Here is an 11616-nt window from a genome sequence, read left to right on the forward strand (position 1 = left end):
GAGTTGCTTTACAGAACTTTTTCTTTTTTTGCTTCGATGAGCTGTTTGACTATTTCTCGGACATCTTGAGCGCGATGTTTGGGCATGACGAGCAAAGCGTCCTTTGTATCAACTATAACAAGATCCTCAAGTCCGACGACCGCGATAATTTTATCGTCAAGACCTTTGATGTAGCAGCCTTTGCTGTCGTGTAGGACTGTGCCGCTGTGGACGACATTTTCGTGAGCGTCTTTGGCGCCTAGCTCCCAGGCACTTCGCCAGCTGCCGACATCGGACCAAGCAAAGGAAGCGGGAATGCAAGCGATGTTTTTTGTTTTCTCCATGACTCCGTTGTCAATGGAAATGCTGGGCACGCTTGGATACAGAGCCGATACTTTTGCTTTTTCCTCGCCGTTGGCGGCTGCTTTTTCGAATTGTGCCAAGGCCTCAGATAGTTCAGGTAAGTGCTTTTTGATCTCCTCGAGGAGGATGGCAGCTTTGAAGAAAAACATGCCACTGTTCCAAAGATAGTTCCCATCTTTGAGATAGCCTTCAGCTGTTTTTTGATCGGGTTTTTCAACAAAGCGGCTTACGGCATGAATACCTGGCTTCTGCTCTGAAGCGATTTGAATGTAACCAAAACCAGTCTCAGGATAGCTTGGTTTTAAGCCAATGGTGACAATGTTTCCATCTTCCGCGTGATTCAAAGCGAGCTCGAGTTTTGCGCGGTATTCTGCTGGATCGCCGATATGTTGATCCGAAGGTAAGACGGCAAGAACCGCATCTTTATTTTCCTTAGTGCATGGCTTGCTCCCAGCCCACGCAAAGGAGCGGTGTTTCGGCCTACAGGTTCAGCTAGGATTTGTGCTTTGGGTACCTGCGGTAGCTGAGCGCATACGGCATCGACTAGATGTTGCCCAGTCACGACGAAAACATTTTGTGGAGGGATAAGGGGCTAATACGATCCACGGTTTGTTGGAGTAAGGATTGAGCGCTGTTGCCAAGACAGAGCAGTTGTTTGGGATTCGTCTTGCGCGATAGAGGCCAGAAGCGTGTTCCAGAACCTCCTGCCATGATCAGAGCAAATCGATTTTCCTTCGCCATCTTTCCTCGCTTCTAGCTAAGATTACTTCCCCACCAGATTAGGAAAACACCCAAAGGGAAAAGGTACAATGAAAAGCCCCAAAAATGGCCCTGTATCAAGATCCTGCGTAGCAATAGCAGGGCGATATAGCCTGAAATAAATGCGATCAATGCTCCGATCAGCGCGTCATGTGAAAAAAGTCGCTCAGGCGAAGCACCCAAGCCTTCGAGAAGGGTGGCGCCGAGAATTGCAGGAATGGATATTAAAAAAGAAAAACGGAAGGCTTCAACCGCAGGGACGCCTAAAAACATTGCGCAGGCGATGGTGCTGCCACTTCGACTGATTCCGGGTGTGACTGCAAGGCCCTGCGCTATTCCGATCCACAACGCATACTGCCAGCTTAGTTTTCGCGTTCCCTTTTTTTTCGCACGCAGTGCAAATAGCGTTGTAGCCGTAAGGCAAAAACATAAACCAAGGGTCTGCGGTTCATGCATCCACTGCTCGACGTGGCTTTTCAGCATCATTCCAACAAGAGCGGTGGCTAGCGACGCCAAGGTGATGGCTATCAGCAGCTCCAAGGAAATGAGTTCGTCAGGCGCTTTAGGTTTACCGCGCAACAGTTCGCTGATTTTTGTAAAAATGCTCGTTATATCTTTGCGGAATACCACAAGGGTTGCTGAAAGCGTGCCGATGTGTAGCGCAATGACCAAGGCAAGCGACATGTTCTTGACCGGCATAAACAACGCCAGCGTTGCAACATGGCCGCTGCTGGACACAGGAAAAAACTCGGTGAAGCCTTGAAGTACACCCAAAGCAAGCAGGGGCAGAAATGCTAACATAGTGAAGTTTCGAACAGGCCGGGAAACTAAACCCAGAGTAGCCCAGTGTCTATTCAGATCGACCTTCCACCCGCCCACTCTGTAATTTTCCTCTCCTGCCAAACAAGCCACCTTTGTCGCAACGCGGCTTGTTGTGCGTCCCAGTAACAGGGCAAGGAGCTGAGCCCGGGGCAATCAAAAGCTCGCGAAAAGCCCTGGCAGCTAAAAGATCTGTTTGCAAAACAAAAACAATGCAACTCTTGCTCCGGCTATGGTAGCCACCTAACATGCGAGTAGTTCAACCCGAAGGCTTTCAGGGGTGTGTCACAAGGCAGGACGATGCGATGCAAGGACAAAAGCCGCAGCGTGAGCACTGTGTCGAGCGTGCGCTGGCGCAGCGTGAGCACTGTGTCGAGCGTGCGCTGGCGCGGCGCGAGCTCTACATGGACGAGATTTAGATGGTAGATAGTTGGAAAGCTGTCCGTGTTGGCTTGCTCGTTGTGGTGGTTGGCATCGCGAGTTATGTCACTTACCGCCTTGTTGATGAGACTGCGGGCAATGGCGATGAATATACCGTTTGGGCTGTGTTTGATGATGTTCAGGGCTTAGTCGAAAAATCACGCGTGCTCGTGGCCGGTATTCAAGTTGGATACATTCAGAAGATTCGGTTGTGGGGATCGCGTGCCCGCGTTGATATTCGTATCCACGGTAATGTTAAGCTTCACTCGGATGCCTATGTGATGCGAAGGAGCGCGTCTATTTTGGGCGAGACTATCTTGGTTGTCGTGCCAGGGAGTGCGGACCAAGAACGGCTTAAAAATGGCGATCAAATTGCTGCGCTAAAGGGCGCTTCTGATACGAGCGACATCATCGCGAACGTTGCGGACATAAGTGATTCCATACGCAAAGTTTCGCACCAGCTGGAGCATGCTTTTGGCGGAGATGAGGCTGGTCAGCAAATGTCCAGTGCTTTAAGAAATCTAACGGAAGCCTTAGAAGCGGCGAACCGCACGATTTCTGAGAACGAACACGCGATTGGTAATACATTGAAAAATGTTGAATCGATTACGGAAGATGCCGCACCCAAATTAGCTCGAATTTTAAATAATATTGATCTGGTGACCAAAGACGTAAGCAACTACGTCAAAGAAAATGGAGAGGGTGACAAGGCTGGAGGAATTGGCGATACACTTGCCACCATCAACCGTGCTTCTCACGAACTTGAAAGTGTGCTCAAGGATGTCGAAGAGGTGAGCGATCGGACGGCGCGTGGTGAAGGCACCATCGGACGCTTAACCAGTGATGAGACCTTGATTGATGAAGTAGAGGGCGTGGTCAACGACGTTGGCGATTTTGTAGGCGGGATTTCACGACTGCAAACGATCGTGAGTCTTCGTAGCGAGTACAATTTCTTGGCCAATACCTTTAAGAGCTACGTTCAGCTTCGCCTTCAACCTCGTGAAGATCGGTATTATCTTTTTGAGTTAATTGACGATCCACGCGGTCTTACGCAGTTCTCGCAAACTACGGTCCGTACGAGCCCGCCGCTTGATGGGGAACCTTCAAATTATACCCAGACTCAAGTCACCACACGCGATGCGTTCCGCTTTTCCTTGATGTTTGCCAAACGTATTCATTTTGCCACCTTTCGTTTTGGTATTTTGGAATCAACAGGTGGTGTGAGCGTGCTGTTTCATTTGCTTGATGACCGTTTGGAAATGACAAACGACTTGTTTGCTTTTGGCGAGCAAGCCATGCCGCGGTTGCGCACGAGGATTGCTATGGAAGTAGTTAATCGTTTTTGGATTTTGGGTGGTCTCGACGATTATCTGAACGATACGCGTGATATGTTCTTTGGCGCCCAATTGCGCTTTAATGATGAGGATCTGAAGAACATCTTGCCATTTGCCGGCGGCGTTCCTGCCAGGTAGACATCATGCTTGGTTTTTTCGCGGGCTTTAAAGCAGTGTTTCGTGGAGCTGATTGGGTTTATCGTAAGCGTTTGAGGCTTGCGCGTATCTGGGTTTTTCCTATTGCGATTACCTTTGTTTGTTTTGCTGCTGTTTTTGTTTCTTCTGTTTTTTTTTCCGATGATCTGCTTGCTCTCTTTTGGTCAGATGCCGGTTCCAGCTCGTGGTGGAAAAACATAGTGCACACCTTGCTGCGATGGGTGATCGGAATCGCTTTAGCTGTGGGTGGAGTAGTGCTGGTCTATTTTACCAGTACAATTGTTGCTGCTCCGTTTAACGATGTGCTGAGTGAACGCATTGAAAAAGAGGCTTCCGGAGCAAACATTGAGCCTTTGTCATGGATGGAATTGGGCCATGACATTCTACGTACCGTTAGCATGGAGCTTGTACGTTTTCTTGTTTATTTGCTGATTATGGTGCCGCTGTTTGTTCTTTCGCTGCTTGTTCCGGGCGTAGGACAAGTTGCATATGCTGCTGTGGGTTTTTTATTTACCGCTTTTTATTTTGCGTTGGACTATATGGACTGGCCGATGGCTCGAGCAAAGATGACGATGTCAGAGCGCTTTTCCTTGATTTTTCGTTATCCAGGCACGGCACTTGGCTTTGGCACAGGTGTCTGGCTGCTTTTGTTTATCCCGATCGTGAATCTGTTTTTTATGCCCGCTGCGGTAGCAGGGGGGACACTACTGTTCTTGGAGATTAGGGAGTACTCGAGGAAACAGCAGCGAAGCCCGGAGAGACAAAACTAACCTCGAGCTCTTCAGAGCCCAAAGCTTTTCGCAGTGCAGGTTTTACGATGAACTCTTTTGTGTAGTAGGCCCCTGGGCAGCCGACACATGCTTTAGACAGCTCAACGATTGCGCTTTTTTGATCGACAGCGATAAGTTGTATCGCTCCACCATCTATTTCAATCAGTGGCCTAACAACTTCATCGATGATTCGAGCAGCTTCCTCAGGAATTGTTGCGTCTTCGTCGTTAGAAGGCAAAACGTTCCTCAAGCTTAGCTATATCGCCAAGCGCTTTTTCGAGGCGACCTTGTGTTTCTACAGTAGCTTCAATAAGCGCGCCAAGTTCCAGAAGGTCTTTGGAGTAAGTTGCGAAGGCATCTGCTGGCTCGCCTAAAATCGCCATGCTGCGTGCCTTTTCGACAGGAATCACATAGTTGTCCGTATTCTCTTTAAGGCTCTGTCCAGAATACAATGTTTTCGTGTATTGCGGACCACCGCTACGTGTTGAGACTTGGAGCTCTTTGGGGGTATCGCCTGATCCGTCGGGTGTTGCAATGTAGGTTAATCCAGCCGCGTATCCGTCTCCTTGACGCATGACGATGACGCCGAAGTTGGTTGAACCGATCTTTCCTGCCGCTTTTGCAGCGGCATCGAGGGTCTTGCGGTTGGCTTGCGGAAGCGTACGGCCAGCTAAAGTCTCGATTTTGGCCCAAATCAAGTTATTGTTGTTGTAGTAGTCGAACAGGTCATCAACCGTCGACGCTTTAAAGTTGCTGTAGTGTTTTCGGTGAAATTCATTGGCCGTGAATGGCTTTTTTATCGCCTGTAGCTTTTGAAGAGAGTCGTAGTCGACAGCCGTGTCACTCCGTGCTTTTTGAACAGCTTTCGTAACTAAGCTTTGCGCTTCAAGTACGCTTTTTGAGCTTTCTTGAACTTTGGCGTAGATGTCTTTTCCGTCTCGAACGGTACGGTTGTAAATCTCGTTCATGCCGGAGGTGCTGCCCACGCCATAACCAAGCACTAACCCTACGAGGGCCGTAATGCCGCCTACGATGGCCATCATCCGGAAACGTGATTTCCCTATCTCCGAGTCAGCCATTGCGGACTCGTCCACTACGATGCGTACTTCGCGAGGACCTGTCGGTTGTACGGATGCCGTCGCGAAGGGATCGGCAGCGGCAGTTCCTTGGGCCTTTTTACGCCGAAATTCTGGGGCCTGAACTCGACCAGAACGAGGCACATCGTTCGTCGGGGGAAGAAGACTTCCGAGCGCCGCTCGTGAAGAAACAGGTGCGCCTGATGGGAAGCTGCGCCCTAGAGTGGGTTTTACAATGCCTTTCTGTGCTTCAGATGGGCTTTGGCTTGTGTTACGTCCAAGCCTAGCTTTAAGATCCTTAATATCGCGTGGTTTTTTTGAGGACATGTGACCCGTAAAATTGGAAATTTTTCTCTGGGACTGCCCCAGAACATTGTACCGAGTCAGTATAGCGAGATAATCACGATGGCTTCGTTATTTTTATCGCAAGAAGCTCAAACGCTTGCTGCAAAAACTTCTTTGCCATCAAAAAAATCTCGTTACACTGGCGACGGGAACTATTTTGTAGCAGTCCCTAGAATCAAAGGGTATCTGTCGCCTTTTGTACGTGTCAAGATAGAGCGTTAAGAGACAGGGTTTGAGCATGGTGTGCTGTGGCGAGGAGTGGGACAATGTTGGTCATCGATAACTACGATTCTTTCACCTACAATTTAGTACAGTATTTGAAGGAATTGGGGCAGCAAGTCGATGTGCTTCGGAATGACCATGAAAATTGGGAGCAAATTTGTGAAATGCGTCCAGAGCGCTTGCTTATTTCTCCTGGTCCCGGGACGCCCGACGATGCGGGTCTTACTTTACGGGCCATTGCCCATTTTTCGGGGAAAATACCTATTTTGGGGGTGTGTCTCGGGCATCAGGCGATTGCCCAGCATTTTGGTGGGAAAGTTGTTCGAGCGTCGCGTTTGATGCACGGCAGAACATCGATGATTGAGCATGACGGCGTGGGGGTATTTGATCAGCTACCATCTCCTTTCACGGCTACAAGATATCATTCCCTGATCGTTGAAAAAGCTAGCATCCCCGCGGAGCTTGTATGCTCTGCATGGACGCCTGAAGGTGAAGTGATGGGGTTGCGGCACGCAAGCTTAGCGGTTTATGGCGTTCAATTTCATCCGGAGTCTTTTTTATCGGAGCATGGGCACGCTCTGCTTCGGAATTTTGTTTCAATGGGAGGGGGAGCGTAGTGCAAGTCATTCAGGGGGCGATTCAGGAGCTCATCGACGAGGTTGAACTGAGCTCTGAGACAATGGCTTTGGTCATGCATGAGATCCTTTCGGGCAAAGCAACAAGCGCCCAAATCGCAGCGTTTGCCGTTGCGATGCGTATGAAGGGCGAAAGCTCGCTCGAACTGGCTGCGGCAGCGAAGATCATGCGGGAGCATAGTGTTGCAGTGCAACTTGATTCTGAAAAATACCCCATCCGTTTGGATACCTGCGGTACTGGAGGCGATGGAGCCCAAACATTTAACGTCTCCACGCTTACGGCTGTTGTCGTTGCCGCCTGTGGGGTCCCGGTGCTCAAACACGGCAACCGTTCAGTGTCATCGAAATGTGGTAGTGCGGATTTGCTCGAAGCTTTGGGTGTCAACATAGACGCAGATATAGCAACGCTTAAAGCCTGTCTTGAGCACTGCAATATTTGTTTTATGTATGCACCTAGGCATCATCCAGCGATGCGGCACGCAGCAGCTCCGCGCAAAGAACTCGCCGTACGAACTTTTTTCAATTTATTGGGACCGCTCACGAACCCAGCAGCGGCAAATGTGCAACTCCTTGGGGTCTACGATGCCAAACGTATCAAACAAATGGCCGAGGTGTTGAGGGAACTAGGTAGCCAAAGTGCTTGGGTTGTGCATGGCCATGGGGGGCTTGACGAAATTTCTCCCTCCGGTCCAACCAAGGTCGCTAAATTGTCCGATGGTAAAATCGAGGAGACAACCCTTAGTCCCAATGATTTCGGCTTTGAGCCTTTTCCTATCGAATTGGTGCAAGGCGGTGATCTTACTGAGAATATAAGAATTGCGAATTCCGTTTTTGCCAATGACACGGGTCCATATCGGGATCTCGTGCTAATGAATTCATCTGCGGCTTTGCATCTTTCCGGAAAAACCGAGGACTTGAAGTCCGGGGTTGCTCTCGCTGAAGAATGCCTTCGAAGCGGTAAAGCGGCCCAAACCCTAGAACGGTGGAAGCAACTAAGCGAGTGAAGCTTTGAACTATCTAGCAAGCATCATCGAACGAAAAAGAAAAGAAACAGCGTCTCGAAGTCGTTTTGTTTCAATGTACCTAAAGCACAATGCTTTTGTTGGTGGGGACACGAAGCAGCTAGCCGAGCACTTGCGGCGGAGTTCCTCCGAATGGCCGAATGTGATTGCCGAGATTAAGTTTTGTAGTCCGAGTGCAGGCCCCATTCGAAAAAGAGCTCCAGGAAAGCTCATCGAGATAGCGCAATCTTACGAGCGAGGTGGAGCCTCGGCGATTAGCGTCCTTTGTGATCGTGCTGGCTTTTGTGGAAGCCCGCTAGACCTCAGACGTGTGCGGAGTGTCACGCGGACACCGTTGCTCTTCAAAGAGTTTGTGCTTGATGAAGTACAACTTCATTTAGCTCGTGCGATGGGCGCAAGTTATGTATTGCTGCTTGTATGCGTATTGGATCAGGTCGAGTTAGTTCGCTTGATCGTCAAAACACGTGAGCTTGGCATGGAAGCTGTCGTTGAGTGTGCTTCGGCCGAAGAGCTGAGCCGTGTGCTGGATACAAGCGCAACGATTGTTGGCATCAACTCCCGTGATTTACGTAGTTTTAGCGTCGACTCTCAACGAGCAAAAGAGTTGGTGCAAATTATCCCCGATACAAAAATAGCTGTGTATATGAGCGGCATTAAGTCCAAAGAAGAGTTTCAAGCCATGCGCGATTCACGTGTCGATGCTGTGCTTATGGGTGAATCTTTGATGCGACAAAACGAACCGGATCGCTTCCTAAGCACTTTGTTTGATCGTTGAAGTTTCTGGAAATCGTGCAACGAAACAGGCTCCTTTATCAAGGTGATCTTTGATCGAGATGCTGCCACCATGTGCATCCATGATTTGTTTGACCAAAGCTAGACCTAAACCGACACCATGAAGCCGGCCCGTGAAAAACATATCAAAAAGTTTGTCCTTTTTAGCTGGAGGAATTCCTGGGCCTTCATCGACAACTTCCAAACAACTTGCGTTCATTGCATCTCGATAGAGATGGATGCCAATCTTCGAGTTACTAGGTGCTACTTGCAAAGCGTTTCGGATCAAATTCCAAAGTACTTGCCTTACTTGATCGGCGTCTACCATGGCGACGACAGGGGGCTCCGGAAGGTTAAGTTCAAATGCAATTTGCGTCTCGCGAGCGAGTCCTTTTGAGATGACTTCGACTACATCAGTGCACAATTTGTTGAGGTTAACCTCGCTGCGCGTTGTTTCTCTAGGAATGCCAAGTTCCAACATGGTCGTGACAAGTGCATTGAGACGTTCGGTTTCTGCTAGAATAATGTCGAGGAGGCGCCTGTCGGCATCGTTGTAGCTTTGTGAATCACGGATGATTTCCACCGATCCTGAAATTGAGCCCAGAGGGTTACGAATTTCATGGGCAAGTCCAGCCGCTAGGCGTCCAAGTGATGCCAGTCGTTCTGCACTGCGCGCAGCACTTCGCAGCTTTTCAATTTCTGTGAGGTCTTGAAAGAGTATGAGTTCTCCGTGAATCTGGCCTTCAGCATCACGCAAAGGACTAGAGCTATAGCCTACAGGAAATTCTGTTCCGTCGATTCGTTTGCCGCTTCCGCCTGAACGTTTTACGGTTTCATCTTCAAAAGAACTATCCATTATTGGATCTGGAAAAAAATCATAGACGTAAAGACCGATAAGTTTTTCGGCTTCCTCCCCCAAGATGCGTGCTCCTGATGGATTGACGGTTCGAATAATTCCGTTGATATCTGTCGTAATTAAGCCGGATGAAAGCGAGCGAATAATGTCTTCGTTCAACCGAGCATAACGTGCAGCATCGGAAGTAGCTTGTTGCAATCGTCCGCCCGCCAAGCGCAATCGCGAGGATAAGTTGCTGGCAAGTAGAGTAACGACGACAAGGCCAAGCGCATGTAAAAGCGCGAAGATGGTCACCTCGGCATCGAGAGAATAAGCCTTGTTACCGGTTTGGTCCGAGGGAAAGGGCAGGATTTCCCCTGCCAGTCCAAAACCGATGATCGCGTACAGAATAATGCTTGCAATTCCTGTGAAACGAGAGCTCTTCGGGCCTATCGTAATCGCGGCCATCAGAATCTGAATGCCATAAAGGAAAGGGAAAAGACTCGTGAAGCCACCTGTAAGGTAGATTAGACAGGACGACAGTAGTAAGTCCCAACCGATTTGTATGAAGGCAAAGAGATGGGTGTTGATCTTTTTTCGTAAGGCTAGCGCGGAAGCCAAAGACGTTGCGTAGGTTGCAACAATCAACACGAGTAAGAAGCGTGTTGTGAATCCTTGAAACTTTGGGTCTTGATCAATGGTTAGAGCAAGCGTTCCGCCGAGCAACAGCGTGGCTACAATCAATCGGCCAGCTATTAGCAATATCAAGCGTTGCTTAACCTTGCTGTCGGCAGGCTTAGAGTTGTCGGATAGAAAGGGCGTGATGACTGAATGCCGAACCTGCGGCTCGCTCATTCCGTCTTCACTGCTCCGGCAATGTTGAAGATGGGTAGATACATCGCGATAAGCATAAATCCGACCATGCCTCCGATGACTACCATCATGAGTGGCTCAAGCATGGATGTCATTGCACCAACGGCAACATCCACTTCCTCTTCGTAGAAATCTGCAATTTTGGTCAGCATTTGATCCATGGCACCGGTTTCCTCTCCAACGCCAATCATTTGCACGACCATAGGAGGAAAGACTTTCGTTTCCATTAGTGGTTCGGCAACGGTAGTACCTTCTTTGACGCGATCCGCCGTATCCATAATCGCTTTTTCAATAATGACGTTTCCAGCAGATTTACCGACGATGTTCATCGCTTCGAGAATGGGAACACCAGAGCTGAGCAAGGTTCCCATGGTCCGCGTAAAACGGGCGACTGCAATCTTTCGTATCACAGGGCCCATGATAGGCATGGTTAAGAATAGTCGATGCCAAATTTCTTTCCAGCGGGGATTTTGTAGCTGTAGCTGATGCTAGTTACGACAATTACGATGCCTAATATGATCCATACAAGGTTGCTTACGACGGAGTGAGACATGTTAATAACAAAACGTGTCAGTCCAGGCAGCGCATCTTCGGCGCCAAAATCTTTAAACATGTTTTCGAAGGTGGGAATAACCCAAATCAAAAGGATGGAAAGCACGACAATCGCAATCATCATAACGCCAATAGGGTAGACCATAGCGCCACGGACCTGTCGCTTTAACTTAACACGTTTCTCAATGTACACTGCAAGGCGGTTTAGGATGGTATCCATGATGCCGCCGATTTCTCCGGCTGCTACAAGGTTGACATACAGCTCATCAAACACCTTTGGATGTTTTCGTAGGGCATCAGAAAATGTCGAGCCTTGTTCGACCTGCCCCTTAATGTCGCGAATCACTTTGGCAAAAAGTTTGTTTTCTCCTTGTCCAGAAAGGATATCAAGACATTGTACGATAGGCAGACCTGCATCGATCATCGTAGAGAACTGACGGGTAAAAATAACGAGTTCTTTTTGCGATACTGGAGAACCAAAGGAGATGCTTAAATCCCTTGGTTTCTTTTTCACCTTGATAGGCGAATAGTTTTGTGCCCGGAGCCGATTATTTGCAGCTTCAATAGACTCGGCTTCGATCATTCCTTTCTTGATCTCGCCGGTACGTGCTTTGGCTTCGTAAACAAACTCAGGCATACTTTTACAATTCTACTCGAAATTCGGGCTTGTGGTCAAAACTCGGCC

The 11616-nt window shown here is 48.9% G+C and carries 11 protein-coding genes and 2 pseudogenes; 6 read left to right on the plus strand and 7 right to left on the minus strand.

Annotation, left to right across the window (positions count from 1 at the left end; translation table 11 throughout):
* Positions 1-8: 8 nt before the first annotated feature.
* From IPJ88_09045 to IPJ88_09055, 3 genes and pseudogenes are all read right to left on the minus strand, one after another.
* Entirely contained in the window at positions 9-686 is a 678-nt protein-coding gene (locus tag IPJ88_09045; protein QQR91826.1) for a mannose-1-phosphate guanylyltransferase, read from the minus strand.
* Positions 683-1083: pseudogene (locus IPJ88_09050) on the minus strand (NTP transferase domain-containing protein). The gene IPJ88_09045 and the pseudogene IPJ88_09050 overlap by 4 nt, the downstream one beginning before the upstream one ends.
* Before the next feature lie 12 nt (positions 1084-1095).
* On the minus strand, positions 1096-1902 hold the full coding sequence (locus tag IPJ88_09055) for an undecaprenyl-diphosphate phosphatase (protein QQR91827.1): 807 nt from the start codon (positions 1900-1902) through the stop codon (positions 1096-1098).
* 266 nt (positions 1903-2168) lie between these two features.
* Here IPJ88_09055 and IPJ88_09060 point away from each other — a divergent pair, with 266 nt between their 5' ends.
* From IPJ88_09060 to IPJ88_09070, 3 genes are read left to right on the plus strand one after another with little or no spacing between them, the layout of a single operon-like run.
* A complete protein-coding gene (locus IPJ88_09060; protein QQR91828.1) occupies positions 2169-2339 on the plus strand; it encodes a hypothetical protein in 171 nt (56 codons plus the stop codon).
* Positions 2340-3812, plus strand: coding sequence for an MCE family protein (locus IPJ88_09065; GenBank protein QQR91829.1), 1473 nt, complete (start codon positions 2340-2342; stop codon positions 3810-3812).
* Positions 3813-3817: 5 nt separating this feature from the next.
* Positions 3818-4600 (plus strand): EI24 domain-containing protein, encoded by a 783-nt coding sequence (locus IPJ88_09070; protein ID QQR91830.1) that lies wholly within the window; start codon positions 3818-3820, stop codon positions 4598-4600.
* On the opposite strand, the gene IPJ88_09075 is transcribed toward IPJ88_09070, so the two are convergent.
* Positions 4551-4838 carry a NifU family protein gene (locus IPJ88_09075; protein QQR91831.1) on the minus strand — a complete coding sequence of 96 codons (288 nt, stop codon included), beginning with the start codon at positions 4836-4838 and terminating at the stop codon, positions 4551-4553. The two genes, IPJ88_09070 and IPJ88_09075, sit on opposite strands and share 50 nt — an antisense overlap.
* The gene (locus tag IPJ88_09080; GenBank protein QQR91832.1) at positions 4828-6003 is read right to left on the minus strand and encodes a hypothetical protein; all 1176 of its coding nucleotides are present in this window, start codon (positions 6001-6003) and stop codon (positions 4828-4830) included. Before IPJ88_09080 ends, IPJ88_09075 begins: the two co-directional genes overlap by 11 nt.
* A 284-nt stretch (positions 6004-6287) precedes the next feature.
* Here IPJ88_09080 and IPJ88_09085 point away from each other — a divergent pair, with 284 nt between their 5' ends.
* The 3 genes from IPJ88_09085 (at position 6288) to IPJ88_09095 (ending at position 8675) form a co-directional block, all read left to right on the plus strand.
* Positions 6288-6860, plus strand: coding sequence for an aminodeoxychorismate/anthranilate synthase component II (locus tag IPJ88_09085; GenBank protein ID QQR91833.1), 573 nt, complete (start codon positions 6288-6290; stop codon positions 6858-6860).
* Positions 6861-6922: 62 nt separating this feature from the next.
* Positions 6923-7882: an anthranilate phosphoribosyltransferase gene (gene trpD / locus IPJ88_09090; protein ID QQR92004.1), complete on the plus strand. Its 960-nt coding sequence runs from the start codon at positions 6923-6925 to the stop codon at positions 7880-7882.
* 4 nt (positions 7883-7886) lie between these two features.
* A complete protein-coding gene (locus tag IPJ88_09095) occupies positions 7887-8675 on the plus strand; it encodes an indole-3-glycerol-phosphate synthase (protein ID QQR91834.1) in 789 nt (262 codons plus the stop codon).
* Here the strand turns inward: IPJ88_09095 and IPJ88_09100 are convergent.
* Both IPJ88_09100 and IPJ88_09105 read right to left on the minus strand, forming a co-directional pair.
* Positions 8652-10361 (minus strand): PAS domain S-box protein, encoded by a 1710-nt coding sequence (locus tag IPJ88_09100; GenBank protein QQR91835.1) that lies wholly within the window; start codon positions 10359-10361, stop codon positions 8652-8654. The two genes, IPJ88_09095 and IPJ88_09100, sit on opposite strands and share 24 nt — an antisense overlap.
* Positions 10358-11568, minus strand: a pseudogene (locus tag IPJ88_09105) (type II secretion system F family protein). Before IPJ88_09105 ends, IPJ88_09100 begins: the two are co-directional and overlap by 4 nt.
* Between the last annotated feature and the right edge of the window lie 48 nt (positions 11569-11616).

The sequence above is a fragment of the Myxococcales bacterium genome, assembly GCA_016699535.1.
Classification (GTDB): domain Bacteria; phylum Myxococcota_A; class Polyangia; order Polyangiales.